The organism is Paeniglutamicibacter cryotolerans, assembly GCF_014190875.1.
GTDB lineage: Bacteria > Actinomycetota > Actinomycetes > Actinomycetales > Micrococcaceae > Paeniglutamicibacter > Paeniglutamicibacter cryotolerans.
The window spans coordinates 23267-41815 of the sequence record NZ_JACHVS010000005.1; the positions used below are offsets into that span (position 1 = coordinate 23267).

Annotated in this window: 17 protein-coding genes; 11 read left to right on the forward strand and 6 right to left on the reverse strand. The window is 61.3% G+C overall.

Annotation, left to right across the window (positions count from 1 at the left end; all coding sequences use genetic code 11):
* Window positions 1-904: 904 nt before the first annotated feature.
* Window positions 905-1507: a recombinase family protein gene (locus tag E9229_RS18235; protein WP_183513196.1), complete on the reverse strand. Its 603-nt coding sequence runs from the start codon at window positions 1505-1507 to the stop codon at window positions 905-907.
* Window positions 1508-1830: 323 nt separating this feature from the next.
* Here E9229_RS18235 and E9229_RS18240 point away from each other — a divergent pair, with 323 nt between their 5' ends.
* Window positions 1831-2286: a GNAT family N-acetyltransferase gene (locus tag E9229_RS18240; protein ID WP_183513197.1), complete on the forward strand. Its 456-nt coding sequence runs from the start codon at window positions 1831-1833 to the stop codon at window positions 2284-2286.
* Window positions 2287-2353: 67 nt separating this feature from the next.
* Here the strand turns inward: E9229_RS18240 and E9229_RS18245 are convergent, their stop codons facing one another.
* The 3 genes from E9229_RS18245 to E9229_RS18255 all read right to left on the reverse strand — a co-directional run bounded on the left by E9229_RS18245 (window position 2354) and on the right by E9229_RS18255 (window position 7717).
* The gene (locus tag E9229_RS18245) at window positions 2354-5050 is read right to left on the reverse strand and encodes a Tn3 family transposase (RefSeq protein WP_221184789.1); all 2697 of its coding nucleotides are present in this window, start codon (window positions 5048-5050) and stop codon (window positions 2354-2356) included.
* A 102-nt stretch (window positions 5051-5152) separates the two neighbouring features.
* Window positions 5153-6709, reverse strand: a complete 1557-nt coding sequence (locus E9229_RS18250; protein WP_183513198.1) for a 5-methylcytosine-specific restriction endonuclease subunit McrB — start codon at window positions 6707-6709, stop codon at window positions 5153-5155.
* A gap of 669 nt (window positions 6710-7378) precedes the next feature.
* Window positions 7379-7717, reverse strand: coding sequence for a hypothetical protein (locus E9229_RS18255; protein ID WP_183513199.1), 339 nt, complete (start codon window positions 7715-7717; stop codon window positions 7379-7381).
* A 344-nt stretch (window positions 7718-8061) separates the two neighbouring features.
* Between E9229_RS18255 and E9229_RS20140 the strand changes: the two genes are divergently transcribed.
* Window positions 8062-8547 carry a DUF3592 domain-containing protein gene (locus tag E9229_RS20140; RefSeq protein ID WP_183513201.1) on the forward strand — a complete coding sequence of 162 codons (486 nt, stop codon included), beginning with the start codon at window positions 8062-8064 and terminating at the stop codon, window positions 8545-8547.
* On the opposite strand, the gene E9229_RS18265 is transcribed toward E9229_RS20140, so the two are convergent.
* Window positions 8512-9800 (reverse strand): IS3 family transposase gene (locus E9229_RS18265; protein WP_183513202.1). Its coding sequence is split into 2 segments (ribosomal slippage): window positions 8512-9527 and window positions 9527-9800, totalling 1290 coding nucleotides; the frame shifts between segments, so codons are not numbered across the junction. The two genes, E9229_RS20140 and E9229_RS18265, sit on opposite strands and share 36 nt — an antisense overlap.
* Before the next feature lie 737 nt (window positions 9801-10537).
* Between E9229_RS18265 and E9229_RS18270 the strand changes: the two genes are divergently transcribed.
* The 3 genes from E9229_RS18270 to E9229_RS18280 all read left to right on the forward strand — a co-directional run bounded on the left by E9229_RS18270 (window position 10538) and on the right by E9229_RS18280 (window position 12910).
* The gene (locus E9229_RS18270; RefSeq protein ID WP_183513203.1) at window positions 10538-10981 is read left to right on the forward strand and encodes a YdeI/OmpD-associated family protein; all 444 of its coding nucleotides are present in this window, start codon (window positions 10538-10540) and stop codon (window positions 10979-10981) included.
* 502 nt (window positions 10982-11483) lie between these two features.
* The gene (locus tag E9229_RS18275) at window positions 11484-12182 is read left to right on the forward strand and encodes a hypothetical protein (protein ID WP_183513204.1); all 699 of its coding nucleotides are present in this window, start codon (window positions 11484-11486) and stop codon (window positions 12180-12182) included.
* Window positions 12182-12910, forward strand: coding sequence for a hypothetical protein (locus E9229_RS18280; protein WP_183513206.1), 729 nt, complete (start codon window positions 12182-12184; stop codon window positions 12908-12910). Before E9229_RS18275 ends, E9229_RS18280 begins: the two co-directional genes overlap by 1 nt.
* On the opposite strand, the gene E9229_RS18285 is transcribed toward E9229_RS18280, so the two are convergent.
* Entirely contained in the window at window positions 12877-13464 is a 588-nt protein-coding gene (locus E9229_RS18285; RefSeq protein ID WP_183513207.1) for a phosphatase PAP2 family protein, read from the reverse strand. The genes E9229_RS18280 and E9229_RS18285 overlap by 34 nt on opposite strands.
* Before the next feature lie 166 nt (window positions 13465-13630).
* Here E9229_RS18285 and E9229_RS18290 point away from each other — a divergent pair, with 166 nt between their 5' ends.
* The 6 genes from E9229_RS18290 to E9229_RS18315 all read left to right on the forward strand — a co-directional run bounded on the left by E9229_RS18290 (window position 13631) and on the right by E9229_RS18315 (window position 18539).
* On the forward strand, window positions 13631-14737 hold the full coding sequence (locus E9229_RS18290) for a M23 family metallopeptidase (RefSeq protein WP_183513208.1): 1107 nt from the start codon (window positions 13631-13633) through the stop codon (window positions 14735-14737).
* Between the two features lie 251 nt (window positions 14738-14988).
* Complete coding sequence (locus E9229_RS18295; protein ID WP_183513209.1) at window positions 14989-15399, forward strand: hypothetical protein; 411 nt, start codon at window positions 14989-14991, stop codon at window positions 15397-15399.
* A gap of 15 nt (window positions 15400-15414) precedes the next feature.
* On the forward strand, window positions 15415-16857 hold the full coding sequence (locus E9229_RS18300; RefSeq protein ID WP_183513210.1) for an AAA family ATPase: 1443 nt from the start codon (window positions 15415-15417) through the stop codon (window positions 16855-16857).
* A gap of 5 nt (window positions 16858-16862) precedes the next feature.
* Complete coding sequence (locus tag E9229_RS18305) at window positions 16863-17528, forward strand: hypothetical protein (protein WP_183513211.1); 666 nt, start codon at window positions 16863-16865, stop codon at window positions 17526-17528.
* On the forward strand, window positions 17525-17809 hold the full coding sequence (locus tag E9229_RS18310; protein ID WP_183513212.1) for a TrbC/VirB2 family protein: 285 nt from the start codon (window positions 17525-17527) through the stop codon (window positions 17807-17809). The genes E9229_RS18305 and E9229_RS18310 overlap by 4 nt, the downstream gene beginning before the upstream one ends.
* A 16-nt stretch (window positions 17810-17825) precedes the next feature.
* Window positions 17826-18539 (forward strand): hypothetical protein, encoded by a 714-nt coding sequence (locus E9229_RS18315; RefSeq protein WP_183513213.1) that lies wholly within the window; start codon window positions 17826-17828, stop codon window positions 18537-18539.
* Window positions 18540-18549: the final 10 nt, after the last annotated feature.

An 18549-nucleotide genomic window follows, 5' to 3' on the forward strand; every position in this document is an offset into this window, starting at 1 on the left:
GACATCTGGATGGTGAAGAGTCAACATCGACCCAGAGATCAGCGGGCTTCATTAAGGCCATGGTCTTCACGCTCCTTCTGAATTCAGGAATCATCTCGATGTGGCAAATCTATCGCCTTTGCCGGGCGTTCTCCCGCATCTCCCATGGCCGGCCTCGGGTGGGAGGTGTTTGTAGGGCACTTCCACCAGAAGAAAGTCGATGTGGTTTTCCCGCCTCGCATTTTAGGGGCGCAACATTTTATGCATCTAGCATTTTGACATTCTTCACCACCTTCACGTGTTGGCTGAAACAGGTCAAATTCCTCATGATTCTGCGGATTTCCTGTATTCAGGGTGTCAAATATGTAGAAGCCTAGACGCTAAGATGCACAAAATGATGGCGTTTCTACAGGCCCAAAGGAACTCACGATACCGTTGGTTTAGATGCGTCAAAATTATAACGATTCGATAACGACACGCTGGTTTTCACGGAATCGTTCATTTCGCAAGGGGAAAAGCGCTGATAGCAAGAGGTTGCCGCCGATGCGGATTCCCAAGAGGGGTGCCCCACGCAACGTTCAGGGTGGCCGAGGGGCATCTAACCCTCACAGGCACAGATATACGTAATGCCGTTGTGCTCTGCCGCGATCTGGATCCCGTGTCTGGTTGAAAACCATAAGCCGCACGTGAACTCGGAGGCAGCGGTACAGAGATCACGCGCTCAGCGTGCGATCGCGGTCTTTGACTGTGAGCCAGGCGGAAGACGTTCACAGAGCTCCACCTCTTCGGGTAGATGTCCTTCAGAAGTCGACGGCGCTCCACTCGGCCATGAGGAATCAGCGGCACAACAGCCCGAAAAGGATACTGAATTCGGGGTTGCTCTGACATCAACGGGGTCTTGGTAGTAATGGGGACGGATTGAGCGCTAAGCCTCCAGGGTCGCTTTGGCGGTGGGGCGCCGTCCGATGCTTGCCTTGTTGAGGTGCCCGTAAATGGTGGAGCGTGGGACCTGGAGGAGGTCGGCGATGCGTTGGACCGTATGGGTCCCCGCGTCGTAGAGCTGCTGGGCGTGGTAGGCCTGGTCGGGGGTGAGCTTCGGGCGTCTTCCTCCTGTTCGCCCGCGGGCACGGGCGGCTGCGAGTCCGTCGCGGGTGTTGGCGACGATGAGTTCTCGTTGGAGTTCGGCCAGGACGGAGAGCATTCCGAACATCGCACGTCCTTCCGCGGTCGTGGTGTCGATGCCCTGCTCAAGGACGCGCAATCCCACACCACGCTCGCGGAGGGCCGCACCGAGGGTCACCAGGTGGAGCACCGAGCGTCCGAGCCTATCCAGACGGGTGATGACCAGCTGGTCGCCGGCGCGGTTGGCCGAGGCGAGGGCCTTGTCGAGCTCGGGCCTGCTGGCCTTGGCACCGCTGGCATGGTCGAGGTAGATGTTTGCCGGGTCGACACCGGCGCGGGCCAGGGCATCCGTTTGGTGGTCAGGGTTTTGGTCGGCGGTGGAGACCCGCGCGTATCCGATCAACATGTGTCGATAATACCGGTGCTGCATGGTTTGACGACGTTGATTTCCGGCACGGGTTTCCGACATGCTTTCCGCGGCGTGTCGTCGACAGGTTCGGGATGTCGTCAAATGACCGTTTCTCGACATGCCACGTCCGGCCGCGGCGTGTCCCGGTTAGCACCCCATCACCGGGCATTTTCTCGGGCACCGTATATGGGAATGCGCCCCCCCCCTGCGGAAGCACGCAGCTTTGCAAATTTCCAAGTCACCTGCACAGGCTTCGGCGAACGACCGGCTTACGGGAACCCTTAAAGGCCTCGTTTAGCACTTCCCAGTAAGCTCTATGCATGCAGATCCGCGAAGCGACCCTGGATGACCTGAGACATGTGAACTCGATCTGTGATGCCAGCGATCGCGCACGCTGGACAGCAGAAATGATCGCGCCGATAAACGACCGGGTCGTATTGGTAGCGGCCATACAGGGTGAGATCGTCGGCGTAGCCAAGACGCACTTCCACGGCGAACCCGATGGCAAAGCCGCTGCAGGCCACTATCTAGGGGGCGTCTTCGTCACTCCGGATTTCCGACGGCGGGGAATCGGTTCTACTCTCACCCGGGCGCGGGTTGACTGGATCTGGTCTCAGTCTTCGAGCGCTTACTACTTCGCGAACGAACACAACACGGCATCCATCAGAATGCACGAGACTCTGGGTTCCCGGCCCGTCGGCCGATTCTCGGAGATTCACGGAGTGACAGCCGACGACGGGCGATCAGAATTGGTCCTCTTCGAAGCGTCCCGATAAACGTTCCTGCTACGGACGGGCTCTGGGTGACATCCATTAGCAAGCTGTAGTCCAGCGGCCACCTGGCTCAGCTCACCCTTAGCGTACGATTTTTTCCGTTTTCTGCGGCGACCCCCTCGTGCCCGAACATCCGCAACAGGTCATAGGCTCGCACCTGGTTGGTGACCAGCGAGCCGGCCACCCGCAGCATGTCCGGCCAAGCCGTGAGCACCTTTTTCACGTTCACTTTGTTGTTGCGGGTCAGGCCCTCCAGCGGTCCGTAGCTCTCTGCCGGCTCGGCGCCGGGCATTTGGGCCTTCCAGAAGCGTTGGTCTTCGAGGTCCCTGAAACGCGGGGAGAAGCGGTAGCCGAGCATCTTGAAAAGGCCGAAGACCATGTCGGAGTAGGAGGCGTTGTCGGTGGCAACCATCTCCGGCTTCACCCCGCCGTCCAAGTTCAACAGGGCGTCCAGGATGAACAGGGAGTCACGTGGGGTGCCGGGCACCACCATCTGTCCGATGCCGGCCACCTGGTCGTTGATCGCGTTCAGCCAGGTGATGCCCTTCTTCTTCGCGAAGTACTTCGGCGAGGGCGCGGCGTTGATGGTGCGCACGGGAACGACGAAGCGCAAGCCATCGACGGAGGCGAGCAGGCCCTGGCCCCAGAACTGCACGATGGGTACCCGGGCCTGGGCTTCGATCAATGCAGCGTTCGCCGCGGCGATGGTGGTGGTGCGCAGGTAGTACTGGTCAACGTGGACCAGCCGGGAGCGGGTGAGTGCCTCTTGGCCCGGGTTGATCACCGGGGTCATGCCGATGTTGCAGGCTTCCGAGACAAGCAGCGCGACGATCGAGGTGCTCAGGTCATTCATCCGGGTCTTGCCATCGCCCAGGTGCACGAAGGCGTCCAGGAATCCGGTCCAGGCGTTCACCTCGAAGAGCAGGTCCGGCAGGTCGATATTCGGGAGCATCTTCTCCACCCATCCGCGCAGCCACGCCAGCGACTTCGGCTCACCGAGCGCGTGAAGCTTCTCCACATTCAGTTTCGCCCGCCCGCTGGGCTGCACCTCGATGCTGATCTTCGCGTCATCACCGGCTGCTTCGAGGCGCTCGGCCATCTGCCTCCAGGTGGCATCCAGTACCTCGACCAGCTCCCGCAGGTGCTGCTCGGCATCCTCCTCCAGGCTCAGGCCGGCCAGGATGTCCTCGCGCACCGCCTCCCAACCCGTGCCCATGAGCAGGCGGGCACGTGGGTCCGACCAGCGGTGCGAGGGAGAGGCGAAGATATCCCGACGCTTCAGGGCGCGGAAGAGCTGTTCCAGGACACACACCACGTACGCGTCGCGGTCCACCATCCCCTCCGGCAGCTCGGCGTTCGCATATACCGCCTTGCGCCAGTGGGGCGGCACAAGCGTGTCGTCGATCTCCCGGGACAGCAGCGGCTTCTCGCCGACCTTCCGACGCGAAAGTGCGGGCAGTTTCTTCACCCCGGCCAAGATACGTACCCCTCCGGTCGCGGCCTCCAGCGCCGAGGTCTCACCCAACAGAGACAGGAACGGCTTGACGGTGTTGTAGCGTAGCGCCAACGCCCCGCGCAGTGCGCTCTGCGCCGAATCGCCGTCTTGGGGCACCAAGGTCACCACGGTGGCCGCCGCGCCCGACATCACCGACCGGGGTGCGACCTCTTCCAATGCCTGCCACAGTGCGGCCACATCCACATCACCACCGGCCTCCTCGATGGACTCCAGCTTCTCGATGAACACCTTCGCCGCCCGTGCCACGATCCGAGATGCCTTCTCCAGCTGCGGCAGGGTGGACAGTCGCTGCTTGTCCGTGGAGCGCTTCGCGGTGCTGATCAGCCTGGTCGCCATCAGGATCTCGAACAGGTCCAGGGCATCATCGATCGCATTGGCCTCCAGATGGCGCATCACCGCGGTGAGTATTGCCGTGCGCTTGGGTTCGGCGGTCCGCTCCAACTTCGGGGCCTTGGTGCCCAGCCCGTACCGGGCCAGCACGGAGAGCCGGTTCGGCGGTATCTGTTCCAGCTTCAGCCGGCCCAACCCGAAGGCGGCTATGTCCTCAACCCGCTGCAACGCACCCTTCATCGCGGTGCCGGTGGTCCGTGTTGGCGGTCGACGCATCCGCTCCAGTTCCGAGTACCGGGTGCCCTCCGGTGTCTTCAGCGTGGCAACCAAGTCCCCGGGCAGCGCCGGGTCCGCCCGCAGGGCGGCCTTGGCAATGGTGGCGTGCAGCCGCTTCTCGGCGATGGTGCGGACCTCGGAAACCTGCCGGGCCAGCACGTACACCCCGGGTAGCAGCACCCGGTGCCGACGCAGCCAACCCGCCGCGTGGTTGAACAACGCGACCGGTCCCTCGGCGTGCGTCCAGGCCCGCCCGTGCAGGAACGCCCTGAACATCCGGCCGTGAGCCGGGTCCTCGTACTGGTGGTAGCCGTACGCATCGCGGATCTCCCACGCGTGCTCATACGCCGTCTTCGGCCGCTCGGTGTACTCCTTGAGGCAGGAGGGATCCTCAATTTCCAGCTGCTCCGCCAGATGCTCAACGACCGGCCACGGCACGGCCGATGGATCCTCCAGGAACAGCCCGATGTACCGGACCGTGCACATCTGCAGGGCGAAGCCCAGGCGGTTGTGGTCACCGCGCCGCTTCGCGATCAGGCTCCGGTCCTCGTCGTCGAGGAAGAAGAAGCGCTCCAACTCGGGCCGCGTCGGTTCCTCGGCGAACCTTCCATAGGCCTCAGCCTGCTCATCAGTCAGAAATTCCACGGGCATGAGACTGACAATAGCCGTCCCACCAGTGATCGAGATCCTTCCGACGAAACCCCGCACAACCTGGATCTCCTGCGTTAATCGATCATGATCAAGTGCTTAGCGCCAACCGCTGTACCAGTAGTCCCCAAGGCCGGCCAAGCGCTTGGCGGTGTAGGTCTTGCCGACGCCGGGAGGGCCGGCCAGGATGATGTTCTTCTTGCGGGCCAGCACGGAGCAGAGGCGGTCGTAGTGGGCCTCGTCTACGTAGACCTGGTCCAGAAACGCTGTCCGGTCATACGGCGGCAGCTCCACGGGGGTGTCGATCAATGCCGGCTCGTCGGCCTCGTTGTCGTCGAAGAGCGCTTCGAGCTTCGCCACGTAGTCCCGGTGCGCGGTGATGTCGGTCAGAGTCTTGGTGGCGGCGTCACCCGGGTGCTGCCAGGATCCGTCGTGGGTCCAGCGGACAGATCGGACGTTCCGGAAGGAGGCGCGTTCGGGGTCGTAGGACGCCTCGGAGATGACTTCGCCGCGCCCCACCAGTTCCCGGCGGCCGCGCTTGGCGTAGACGATGTCGCCCTCGGAGATCTCATTCTGGAACTGCCACATGGCCAGGACGGCGTTGTTGTTGGAGGCCCCGGTGCCTTCGATGTCCAGTGCGGTACGGATGGATTCGCGGTCGGGGTAGTCGGCTATGTCTCCGAGGCTGTCCCAGTCGATGCCCATGATGCCTTCACGGGAAAACTCGCCCCATTCGGAGGCCTGTGCGCCAGGGGAATAGAGCCAGTAGTGCCGACGCCGCGGCTCATTCAGCTCATCGGTCCCTGCGGAGCTGGGCTTCTCGTCCCAAAGCTCGTGCACACCGTCATCCCAGAAGTGGAAGGGCTCCGTACGGTCCTGAGAGAGGGCTGCGCGGATGGAGAGCAGGTCCCGATCCAAGGCTTCGGGGCCGGAACCGGTGGAGCCGCCGATCAAGGGACCGAGCCCGGCACGGATCTTCCGCTTCATGGTGGCTGCGGAGATCGGTTCGAAGATGTCGGGCCGGGCGAAGAACTGCAGCGTGTTGCGCATGTCGCTGCAGTCGCGTCCCGAGGCCAGCATGACGCGCTGCAGCTCCCACGAATCATGGCGCGCGGCATCCTTTTGCACTCCATCGAGGGAGGCCCAGTGCTGAACGAAGTGGCAGAGCCAGGGCAGGTGCAGCCAGAGGCGCTGGTTGTACCAGGGACCCGGATTGAAGCCAGCGGTGTTGGCCGGTCGGGCGAGCCAGGACGCCATGGGCTCAGGGATAGTGAGAGGTTCTTCCAAGTAGTACAGGACGCGCTCCACATTGGCGCGGCGAGACTTCGGGAGGGACGCCTTGAGCCCGTGACCGCGCAGGAACACCATCTCAGCGGCCAGCAGGATCGCCTCACGTGAGGCACCGGCCAGTTGCTGGTCCAGCTTTTCCCACTGGTTATTTTCAGTGCCTTCGATCGGGTTGTCCTCGACTCGCGCCCGGATCTCCTCGGCGGCCTCCGGCGTCCAGATCCGGGTGCTCGGGTCCAAGACGGAGTACCCGCCGCCGAGCATCTGATCGATCAGCGGCTTGATGTCCGTAGCGATCGCCATGTCCGCGGCTGGCCGGAACCGCAGGAGCGAGTCGATGGTGTTCTGATCTGGTGCGAAGGAGTCCATGAGCTGATTCTGTCAGCTGCCTGGAAGAGGCGTCCACGAAGGCTCGCCAAAGCAAACACCCGCATCGAAGGTGTGCCACGGGGTGAACTCGTATTACTCGGAGAGCAGGTCTTGGGCGCGCCACGGAGTGGTGCCGAAGGAGTAGGTGTCCACGAAGGAGGCGGTGAGGCGGAAATACTGATCGCTGACCTAGTGCCGGGCCGGGAAGTAGTCCTGCCAGTGGGTCGCCCCCCGATACGGGCGGTCGGGGAGTCTGGCCCGGAGCCGGGGTATCCGCGCAGGATGCGGTCCAGGCGGGTGTGGATTTGATCGCCATGCGGCGGCATTCTGTGATCGTTCGGTGACGCACCTGCGCCCGCAAGAGGATCCCCTATCCGGGCGCATCTGCTGTCCCGCAGGAGGTTCCCCAGTGGCACACGACCAACACGGACCTGCCAACGGTGCCGCACTGTTTTCAGTGAACCGTGCGCCGACCCGCTTATGCCCTTTTGGTGCGGTGACGATCACTGGAGCCGTGCATGCGCAAGTACGAGGGCGCAACGTTTACCTGAGCACTGTTGCGACTCCGAGCTGCCGACCCCCGATAGGAAAATACTGATTTACTGCCTCAAAGAGTCGCCAGCCTCGATGAGGAACCTATGCATCATTCGCAACAGGTTCGATTCTGCTTCATGGTTGATATTCAAGAGCGCTATCGATTGCTCTTACCTGATCGAAGTAGCGGAAGTTCACCTTCATTGCTTTCCCTCCGACCGTGATGTTGTAGAAGAGCCCACTGGGCTCACCAAGGAACTGATCGCGGGGTGACTCTTCAATGAGACGCTTGATGACGGTCTGGGAGAACGTTCCTGACCCGAACACCATGAAGCGGCGATTGGTCGCGATCACGATTCGGTACCCCCCACCACGGTTTAGGAGGGTCAACTGCCCCGCGAACCCTCCCTGGATTACTTCACCGGGTTCCACATGCACTTGAGCGCGCTGGATAATCTTGTCTGCCATGGTCATGCTCTTCATCATATCAGCGTGGCTTTTAGGACCAGATAAAGTTTGTCAAAGCGGCCGGTGCGAGCAGCTTCACGCTTCTTTGTGCCCGGCGGCCGTTCAGCTTCCGGGACGTGCCACGCGTTCTGCCTTCGAAAAATCACGTAGTTTAGCGCCTAATCACTATGATCGCCATTCTTGATGCTGCGTTTAACGGTCAGCAAGGCAGCTGTACGCGGTCTGCGGCACCGTCATTTCAACAGTCGATTATTTGACCATAACCTGGCATTGGCTGGCCCACAGCTACGAAGAACGCCCATACTTCAGGGCAACCCACAGAGAATGGATCAAAGATTCCCCGCCCAACGATGAATACCCGCGCCCGTACGACAGCCAGGCCGAAGCCGAAGAGACCCCTGCCCAAGAAACGGCAACGAAAACGCGCAACCTTCGTAGTCTATTTCGTTGCCATCTCCGTGTGCGTTGCAGTCGTGTTGTTACCTTGCATCTGGTTGACCACGTCCGTCGTCGAAAAACGCGAGCTCACACAATTAGGAATACAAACAACAGCCACGATCACTAAGCATCACAGCAAAATCGTGCACGGAGGCAGAACCTCTAGTAAGTACTTTTTGATTGACTACACCTTCACTCCCGATGACCAGACACAGGAATACGGCACCGATGTGGAGTTGCCCTTGGACCTATGGGACACAGTTCGGGTTGGCTCGGCAATTTCGGTGGCTTACAACCCCCGTAACCCCTCCGATAACCAACCAACCATGATACTCAAGCGTTTCCCTGAACCGTCCCGGAAATCATGCCGCCGTCTTGTGGGCGGCAGCGTCGGGTAACGAGCCGGAAATTTCAGCATAGTAGGTTCGCTCAAATTCCTCCGGGGTTTGGTGTTCCAAAGTGGAATGCAAGCGCTCATTGTTGTACCAGTGAACCCAGTCGAAGACGACCTCAATCACGTCGGATTCAGTCTTCAGGGCCCCGGTTCGGAACGGTGAACCCTTGGCCACGGCTTCGTTCTTGAAGAGTCCCATCACGGTTTCGGCGGCCGCATTGTCGTACGCATCCCCGACGCTGCCGATCGAAGGGATCAGTCCCTCAATCTCCAGGGTGTCGGTGTAGCGGATCGAGGTGTACTGACTGCCCGCATCGCTGTGGTGCAGAAGTCCCTTGTCAACCGGCCTATTGGCGTTTTTTCGGCGCCATAGTGCCATCTTGAGGCACTGCTCCACGAAGGCGGTGTCCTTGACCGTGGAAGTTTCCCAACCGACGATGGCCCGCGAATACAGGTCGATCACCAACGCGACGTAAACGAACCCGGAATACACCGGAACGTAGGTAAAATCGGTGACCCAAATCCGGTTTGGCGCACTGGCCTGGAAATTGCGGTTCAGCAGGTCCCCGGCGCGTTTTCCGTCCTTGCCGGGGATGGTGGTGCGGGTCTTGCGGCCACGGACAAGCCCGTTCATGCCTTCGTCTCGCATGAGCCGGTCCACGGTGTGTTTGGAGGCCTCAGGGAAGTCATTGCGGCGCAGCCACGCGGTCATCTTCCGGCGACCGTAGAGGATTTCCGGCCGCGGCCGCCCCTTGGCGTCTGGGATGTTCAGTGCGCGTAACGTGTCGATGACCCTGGTGTCCTCGACCGCCCGCAGTGCCGGCAGTCGTGTTTTCCAGGCCCGGTAGGTCCGTGCGGCGACCTGCACGCCCTGCTCTCGCAGGACGGAACAGATCGACTCGACCGCATGGCCTTTGGCTCTCAGTTCGTCAATGAAACGGCAAATCAGCGGCGGCGAGGGTCGAGTTCCCTCGCGAAGAAAATCGATGCCGCTTTCAGGATCTCGTTGGCTTCCTTCAAGTCCCGGTTTTCGACCCGCAGCCGCTTGAGCTCATCGATCTCATCGGTGGTTGGGCCGTCCTTCTCGCCTGAGTCCACCTGGGATTGGACCACCCAACGGCGCAAGGACTCGGCGCCGACATCCAGCTTCGGGGCCAGTGCCTTGCATGCTGCGTAGAGCGATGGATATTCGGTGATTCGATCCAGGACCATGTTCACGGCACGGTCACGAACTTCGGCAGGGTATTTCTTGGGCATGGTTGCCATCTTTCTCAAAAAAGACAGCGGCATCAAACCCGGGACGGTTCAGCATTTGCCTCCTTTGTGGGATACCCGCGCAGTAGTACCAGCAGTACCCTATGGGCGTGGTCGTCGGATAGCTTGAGACGACCGCAGCAGTACCAGCAGCAACCTATGGGCGTGGTCGTCGGATAGCTTGAGACGACCGCAGCAGGACCAGCAACACCAGCAGTACCCGGTCGTCGGATAGCTTGAGACGACCGGAGCAGGACCAGCAACACCAGCAGTACCCGGTCGTCGACAGCTTGAGATGACCGGTGCAGTACATGAATTGAACACAGAAAATGAATCTGCGGGGCGGGCAAGGAATATATTCCTTGCCCGCCCCGCGCCGTTTTTGCCACGTTTCGCTCTGCGTCCCTCATCAGCGACTGCCTGGCGCAAGGAAAAAGTCCGGGGTAGCCGCCTCTGTAGTCTCGCGTCCGACAGTGCACCCGATTCTTCTATATATGTAATTAGATAAAACGATTCATTAAGCCGATAGTGTAGATTATGTAAGGTAAGCACATTGCACTATTAAAATACACATTTATTTACTTTATTCGATGATGGCTGGGCTGTCCATCCGAGTCAGCCAGTTCAACACGGTTTTCGCCGTGCTGCCTCAGGTCAAGACGTTGACTCCTGCACAGCTCCCGAGCCCCTCTGCAGGCTCTAGAATGTGTTCAGACACGGACCAACGGAAGGGTTGCACGATGCCCAGCTTCACCACCGAGCTGCTGCAGCGCGGCAATAACGTCGGCATCGTCATTCCGGATGCAGTGCTCATCGAACTGGGCGGAAAGCGCGTCCCCGTCATCGTCACCATCAATGGCGAATACAGCTACCGCAACACCACCGCGGTCATGGGCGGACTGAACCTGGTCGGCCTGAGTGCCGCCCATCGTGCGGCCTCCGGATTCGCTGGGGGCGATATTGTCGAGGTCACGATATATCGCGACGATGCGCCGCGCGAGGTAAAGGTACCCGAGGCGCTGAGTCGTTTATTAGCAGAGGATCCGGGGGCTACCGCCGCATGGGAGAAACTGCCATACAGTCAACGCAAAGAGCATGCGAGATCAATCGAAGAGGCCAAGAGCGAAGACACTCGCGCCCGTCGCGTCCACAAGACACTGGTCCTGCTGCGAGCAGACTCCTGAGAACCTCGCCGCAAGTCGAGCAATGGCGTCCGAAGCCGCGCCGCACCAGGTACTTCTTCACCACAGGGCGGGCATTTCGGATCATGGCCTTGGGGACCATCGGTACAACGGTTGGCACAATTTTGAGGCGATAGATTCGGCATCACATTATGGAGATCCCGCAAAACATTGGCTTCAGAAGACCCCTAATGTGGAATCCCTAGCGCTTTACACCTCCTGCGAAACCCGGTGGTTCCTTCGGGCAACACCGTCCTGTTCAAGCCATCCCGATCACCTTCAAAGGAAGCGCCCTACCCCATTTCATCTCAAGCAGGAGCGATCGGCTGCAGTCGGCGATAAAATTCCTTCAATACACTCCGAGGTGGCTTCCAGCTCGAGGCAAGGACCTCCCTGCGGGAACACGCCCCCTGTCACTGGGTCAGCGCCTGACCACATGCTTTGCACAAAGACATGACTTCACGGTTGAGTAGGATAGCTAGGAACGTCAACTACCAGGATAGGGATGAAGATGCCCGTCGATAACCAGCAGGTCAGGCAGTGGCTTGAAGCCACCGCCCCTGGTGTTTCGATTTCCCAGCTGGCAACGCAAGCGGATATCTCCCGCATCACCTTGCACCAGCAATTTAGACGCGGCAACGTTCCCGAGCTCTCCCTCATAGCCATCGCCCGCTCCCTCTCGCTGAACCCGCTGGAGGTGCTGCAAGAGTTCAGTGAATACTCCGATCTTGTGGCCTGTGAGCCCGACCCCGTCGAAGTCCTGGCGTTCATCGACTGGCCTGAACTTCTCCAGGGTGTTGGCAAGGCCTATCGGGGGGAAAAGATCTGCGAAGATTCCCTCGGTGACGTTGTTTTTAGCGATGGTTCCCGTGTCTGGGTGGACGCGATCGATCCGGGTTCGCTGCGCAAAAAGGTCTGCGACGCAGAAGGGCTCTCCTCCTCGAATCTTGCCTCAAGTTTGCGTGGGGTACTGAAAGTCCCACTGGCCATCACGTTCGCCCGACTTGCCGGCACCCCCCTGTCCAGTGCCTTCGTGACCGCCGGGGCCCTGAGCCCCGAAGAAGCAGGGTGGAGTGCGAACGCGCGAAGCAAAGCCCTTTCAGCTCGTCCCATCCCGGAGCTGCTGACGGTGGTGGAGAATAGAGTGACGGCGGCAAACAAGTTCGAAAAGCGGGTAAACGCCTTCAAGGAAGGACTGGGCTGATGCATTCAAGCGATTGGGTAGCCTTGGCCGTTGCCCTTCCGTTGGGAATCTCTGCTGTTGCGCGGACCTCCGCTGCCCTGCACGGACGCAACAGGCTCCTGTGGGTTGCCCATATCCTCATCGTGGTGTGTCTGCTGCTGGCCATCACACCGATCTACTCCCTCGTCGACGGCTTGTTGGGGCAGGCCAACTGGGCTAATCTCCTGTCCCACCTGCTCTTTGGGCTGGTGTTGTATTTTGGGTGCCAGCACGTCGCGCTGGCCCTGTCTCGGCCGGATCTGGCGGCCCTCATCGCCGGCAAAATGAGCTTGATTCTCCTCATCATTATTTCGGCACTGATGGTAATTACTTTCGTGCTGGCCGATGTGCCGAGCTCTTCCATGGGACTGAACGCCTATCGTGGTGAGGCCCTGGTCGTCGCGTACAAGTCGCTCAGCTTCCTCTACCCCATGCTGTGCAGCCTGGTGCTGTTGAGGCCCTTGTTCCGTGAAGCCACCGGTTCCCTGCTTCCCCAAGGTCAGCGCATCGCCTTCTGGTTTCTTGGCGTCGGGTTTTTCCTGGTGGTGCCGGTGCCGTTCATTCACCTAGCGGAGTTCTGGTTCCCCTCGGTACGAGGTTGGGTGGATGTCTTTCTCTACGCTGCGATTCTGCTGGTGTCCTTGGGCCCCATGATCGCTTTCCTCCAGTCGCGCCGTCAGCTGCCCCACAACAAGACCTTGGCTAGGTAGACGGCACACCCGACGGCCTGCCCCACCAGGACCTGGGCGGGGGTGTGGTGTCCAAGTTGCACACGGGACCACCCGATGACCGAGGAGAACAGCAGGGCAATGACCGGACCTACGAGGGGAATCGTGGCGGTAGCCATCAGTCCCACATAGGTCGCCACCGCACCGTGGATGGAGACCTTCCAGAAAACCGTGATCGCCGAACAGACCGCCAGGCCCAGGAATATCCCGCCCACTTCGGCGAACAATTGCTTCTCGGCACTGGTCAGTACCAATAGAACCAGGCCCAGGATGATGGAGAGCCCTGCCACGGCCATGATCGGGCCCCGTTGGGATCGAACGGTCACATGCCTGTCCCCGACCATGCCGCGGTGGCGCATGAGAATAAGGGCCAAGGTGGGAATCAGCGTGACAAATAACGTCGCCAGCGCCGCATGAGCCCAGGAGATCTCGGGATGGATCAGTGGCAGGCCGATGAGAAAGAGCGTGGCAACGATCGTCGGGGAACCAATATCGGAAATGACCTTGGCCGTGGTGTGAAGCTTGCTGGTATGCACACCGCGAGTTTACGCACAGCTGATCGCCATGGATGTGCGCCAGGCACTTGACACGATTTTTACCAAAATAACCAATAGCCAAGTTTCTATATTTATTGATACGCTACGCGTAGCGACTTGACGGCAATACCCGCCCAGCCGAAACACCCGTCGTTTGGGGGATTTCATGGAGGCTTCGAAGACCGGCGGCATCATCCTGGTCATCATCATAGTGTTCCTTGGCCCCGTGGCAATCCTCCTCCTTCTGGTCCTGGGCACCAGCAACAGCCCCTCCGCTACCGGCACCTGTGCCGACAGGGCCCAAACACCAGCTGCCCTACCGGCCGGGAATACGACGGTGGCCGGATTTTCCGGCACCCAGCTGAAAAATGCCGCCCTGATCATGGACGCCGCCACGGATCTCGAGCTGCCTGTTGCGGCCCAGATCCTGGGCGTGCAAGCAGCCATCGGCGAATCTTCCCTCACCATGATCGACTTTGGCGATGAGCTCGGACCCGACTCCCGCGGCCTGTTCCAGCAGCGCGATAACGGCATGTGGGGCTCTTATGCACAGCGCATGGACCCACGCACCAGTGCCACTAGCTTTTTCAAAGCCCTCACCACAGTCAAAGAATGGCAGAACCTCGAACCCAGCCTGGCCATTCACCGGGTCCAACGCAACGCGGACCCCAACCACTACACCCCCTCACGCGCGTCGGCTGTGGCCATTGTGAAAGCCCTATCGGCCGCGAACCTGGAAAACATCAGCGCCAGCGGCAACTGCCCCGATGCCTCTATCTCCGTCAAGACCATCGGCATGCTGCGTAACGGTACTTGGGTCAGCCCATTGCCCGGTTCCACCATCACCAGCGGTTTCGGTTCCCGGACCTGCCCGGCAGGTGCCCTGTGCAACGCGGCCACCACCGAGCACAAGGGCATCGACATGGCCCGGGGCGCCAACGCGACCGTACTGGCCCCCACCGACATGAGAATCACCGTCGCAGAACAGGGCCAGGGTTGGAAGGCGGCCTACGGCACCTATGTGATTGCCAAGCAGCTCGATGCCCCGGGGCTGGTCTTCGAGTTCCACCACCTGGTCCACGGCAGCCTGCAGGTGAGCTCCGGGGACACCGTAGCCGCCGGCACGCCCCTGGGTACCGAGGGATCCACCGGAAATGCCACCGGCATCCACCTGCACTTCCAGATCGCTACACCCGACGCGCCAGCGAATAAGCCCACCTTCGGCTACGCCATTGACCCCGCACCCATCCTCACGGCACAGGGAGTCCTCTGATGAACACCATCGTGCAGTGCTTCATTGTCCGGGGGCTGAGGTTGGCCGCCACCGGGTTCAGGGTTGTATTTGGAGTTGGTTTCGGCGTTTTGGCGCTGTCCGGTTGTGCGTTGCTCACCGGTCAAACACCAGCCTCCGAGGCACCTCCCGCAGCAACCGGGATTCAAGAATCCTCGCGCCAGGCACCAACGACCCAAACCCCGCCCACACCCGGGCCCAGCTCCACCTCTGGGAGCACCACGAGCCCGTTCATGACCGGGGGCTCGGGCGCCGAGGCCGCTGCTGTTCAGGTCATGGGCCTCTTCGCCCGGCCCCAGCTGCCGGAGCGGCGCTGGTTTACCGACCTGCTGCCCTACCTGTCCCCGGAGTACGCCGAGGAAGCCCAATACATCGACCCTGCCCGCATCCCCTTCGATACGGTCCAGCACAACCCGATCGCCAGCCAGGAGGAACACAACCCCCAGCTGGTCACCGTGGTTTTCACGACCAATGACGGCCCGTGGCGCCTGGTCCTCTCCCAGTCCGGCCCCGGCGCGAGGTGGCTGGTGCAAGCCATCGAACCAGTCCCCGCCCGGCAAGCCGGCCCGAGGCCGACAGCCCTGCCGACCACCGTCAAGACGGTGACCGCCCGGGCTTCTATTGATTCTGACTCAGCACAGTGATGAAAGAGGTTCTCCATGACCATCGACCAGTCTCTGATACAGAACAAACCCGTCATCAGCGCGATCATTAACGCCGATCACACTGGGGTGCTGAGTGTCAACGGCATTGAGGAACGTTTCGCCGCCGATGATGCGATCCGGATGCGCACACTGCTGATGACCCGCCTGTTTGAAATCGCTATCGCCCATGGACGTCCAGTACGAGTCAGCACCATGGATGAGAACGGACTCACCGGGCTGCTGGTTTCCCCGGACCGGCAGGTCGAGCAGGAAGACGAGCCAGCTACCCCAGATTCCGTCCAAGACATTGGCGCCCCAAGCCCTCAGACACCTGCCACTGCCGCTGCCATGGCCAGCGAGGTACCCCCGCCCGAACCGATCTCTGCACAGGGAATCAGCACCGCACCGGGTACTGGTGCAAGCATCAGTGCTACACCGGATCACGAGAGCGCATCGCTACCGCCAAGCCACCTTTCCGCGACCTCCGCAAGAGGACCCGGTGATCCCTTGATCGCCGGAGCGGCGCCAACTACCCGCAGGGCCCTACGGGAGGCAGAATCCTTCCTGAGCACCCCTCCCCCACATCCCCTACATGCCCAGGGGGTCCGCCGCTGGCTCTCAGCTGTGGGCATCAACATCGAACCCTCGGATGCCGAACAGGAGGAGCGCGCGGACATCGAGGCGGTCTCTCGGCATTGGCCCGGTACCCGCACCATCATGGTCGCCAACCGCAAGGGTGGAGCGAACAAAACACCCACGGTGAAGAACCTGGCAGCGGTCTTTGCCCGCCACGGCGGTGGAGGAGTGCTGGCCTATGACGGGAATCCCGAGGTAGGCACCCTGGGCTGGCGCACCGAACAAGGCGACCACCAAGGCACGGTGCTCGATGCTCTTCAGAACAGCACGGAACTACTGGCAGCCTCCGCCGTTTCCGGGGACATCGCCCGGTACGTGCACCACCAACCAGCGGACAAGTTCGACGTGCTGCGCTCCGATGACAGCCTCGTCGGCACCCACATCATGACCGGGGATGATGTGGAAATCATCCACCAGGTCGCAGCCAAGTACTACCGCCTGCTGGTCATGGACTCGGGCAACGTGGACCGCGGCTCGGACTGGACCTCGATGATCGCCCACACCAATCAACTGGTGGTGCCCACCACCACCATGGAGGACCGGGCCGAGGCCGCCCTGCTGATGCTCCAGGCACTACAAGAACGCGATGAACACGCTGCCCGGCTGGCCCGGGACGCCGTCGTCATCATCTCCCAGTGGCAACCCCGGGAGCATGCGATGGCCCAACGCATCGCCGAGGGTTTCCGCCCCTACGTCCGTGCGGTCCTCACGGTGCCCTTCGACCCGGCCCTGAAGTCCGGTCGCATCATCCATGATGCTCTCTCACCTGCTTCCCGGCGGGCGTGGCTACGCGCGGCGGCCGCCGTATCCCAAGGGCTGTGATGAGCATGGACCAGCATTTGGACACCGGCCAGCACACCAACCCGTGGCTCGAGGCCGCACGCTCCGTCCCCACCACGCAGCAGTCCACCACCCCTCCGATAAACCCCAGCTCAACCACCACCACACCTATCGATTCATCCGCGGAGCCTTCCAGAGCGTGGACCCCGGAACCTGCCACTGCACCTTCCACGGCGTTTGCCGGGAAAAATCTGCCGGTACGGTACGGTCTGCACCCGGTCCTGGTCTCGGTCCACGGCGGGGCCGGGGCCACGGTCTGGTCCCGGATCTTGGAAGCTGTGGACGGGGGCACGTTGGAAGCCTGGTGCACCAGCAACAGGAATGGGGAGCTCACTGGGCCGGTAGTCCTGGTGTTGCGGGCCAGCGTCGATGGGATAGCCGCAGCCAGACATGCGCTGTCCACGCAGGGGACGGAGGCCTTCACGTTCGCATTGGTCGTCCCGGCCGGGCCAGGGAAGGCGCCGCGGCAGATCATGGCCGAGCTGCGGATCCTAGGCGGGGCCATCCCCACCGTACATGTCCCGTGGGTTCCGGGGTTGCTGCTCAAACGCTCCGATCACATCGCCCCGTCCGATATCCCGGCGAAGGAACTCACCAAACTCACCACCGCGCTCACCCGGCAGGGTGTCCCCATCGAAGGAGAAACCCCATGAACCCCCTGACCCGGTTCACCGCCCGCGCCGTGAACGTCCTCACCGAGGCCAAACCCCTCCCCCCGGAGGTCACCGACGCCATCGACACCGTGAAGCTCTGGGTCCAAGGCATTGGCGGAGGGATTGCCGTCATAGGCCTGCTGATCCTGGCCATTACCCTGTTCTTCTCCCACCGTCACGGGCAGGGCGCCGATTTCATGGAAAAAGCCGGCTGGTGGATCGCCGGCGCCGTACTTTTCGGCCTGGCAGGCCTGATCGCCCCGATCTTCCTCGGATTCTAGAAAAGTAGAGCCCGTCATGTCCTCCCTGAAGAACCCGCGGCAGCTCTCCGCTCGATGGAACAAGATCACCTTATGGATCTCGGTCCTGATCCTGGCGCTCATCGCCGGCATGGCCATCATCCTGCTCACCACCCCGACGAAACCCGCGCCGCTACTCACCGACACTCCCTCAACCGCTACTTCTGGCCCGGCCACCCAGGAGGGCTGCAACGTGCCTGTGGGAGATACGTCGGCCACCCCCAAGATGCCATCGGATCTGCGCTGGGAGGCCCGGGACGGGTGGACCTGGCCGGTGTCTGACACCTATGGTCCGACCCAGATGAAGGACGGCTTCGGGGTCTGCTTCGCTCGCTCCCCCCTCGGCGCCGCACTATTGGCCGTGAGCTTTAACAGCACTGGGAACATCCTCGACGAGAAGCAGGCGTTGGAGTTGTACTTGGCTGATTCACCGGGCAAAGACATCCAGATGTCCAAACCTCTGACTGGACAAATATCGCCGATTTCGTACTCCGGGTTCATTGTTGATTCCTTCACACCGAACCACGCCCAAGTGACCCTCGTCTTTTCGACTCCAGATACGGCTACCAGCTTTACCGGGCTCCCCCTCTCGTTCCGCTGGGTCAACGGGGACTGGAAACAGGAAGTCCTCGATGACGGATCCTTGTTCCGCGGGCAACCGATTGCACCCCAGCGCGGGGACTTCGTGGAATGGGGTGACAGCGGTGCCTGATTGCGGCAAC

Bases quoted from the DNA above. Each gene is read 5' to 3' on its own strand.
- E9229_RS18250 (WP_183513198.1), bottom strand. From the start codon at position 6,709: ATGGACTCCTTCGCACCAGATCAGAACACCATCGACTCGCTCCTGCGG.
- E9229_RS18240 (WP_183513197.1), top strand. From the start codon at position 1,831: ATGCAGATCCGCGAAGCGACCCTGGATGACCTGAGACATGTGAACTCG.
- E9229_RS18255 (WP_183513199.1), bottom strand. From the start codon at position 7,717: ATGACCATGGCAGACAAGATTATCCAGCGCGCTCAAGTGCATGTGGAA.
- E9229_RS18300 (WP_183513210.1), top strand. From the start codon at position 15,415: ATGACCATCGACCAGTCTCTGATACAGAACAAACCCGTCATCAGCGCG.
- E9229_RS18270 (WP_183513203.1), top strand. From the start codon at position 10,538: ATGCCCAGCTTCACCACCGAGCTGCTGCAGCGCGGCAATAACGTCGGC.
- E9229_RS18290 (WP_183513208.1), top strand. From the start codon at position 13,631: ATGGAGGCTTCGAAGACCGGCGGCATCATCCTGGTCATCATCATAGTG.
- E9229_RS18315 (WP_183513213.1), top strand. From the start codon at position 17,826: ATGTCCTCCCTGAAGAACCCGCGGCAGCTCTCCGCTCGATGGAACAAG.
- E9229_RS18305 (WP_183513211.1), top strand. From the start codon at position 16,863: ATGGACCAGCATTTGGACACCGGCCAGCACACCAACCCGTGGCTCGAG.
- E9229_RS18235 (WP_183513196.1), bottom strand. From the start codon at position 1,507: ATGTTGATCGGATACGCGCGGGTCTCCACCGCCGACCAAAACCCTGAC.
- E9229_RS18275 (WP_183513204.1), top strand. From the start codon at position 11,484: ATGAAGATGCCCGTCGATAACCAGCAGGTCAGGCAGTGGCTTGAAGCC.
- E9229_RS18310 (WP_183513212.1), top strand. From the start codon at position 17,525: ATGAACCCCCTGACCCGGTTCACCGCCCGCGCCGTGAACGTCCTCACC.
- E9229_RS20140 (WP_183513201.1), top strand. From the start codon at position 8,062: ATGAATACCCGCGCCCGTACGACAGCCAGGCCGAAGCCGAAGAGACCC.
- E9229_RS18280 (WP_183513206.1), top strand. From the start codon at position 12,182: ATGCATTCAAGCGATTGGGTAGCCTTGGCCGTTGCCCTTCCGTTGGGA.
- E9229_RS18295 (WP_183513209.1), top strand. From the start codon at position 14,989: ATGACCGGGGGCTCGGGCGCCGAGGCCGCTGCTGTTCAGGTCATGGGC.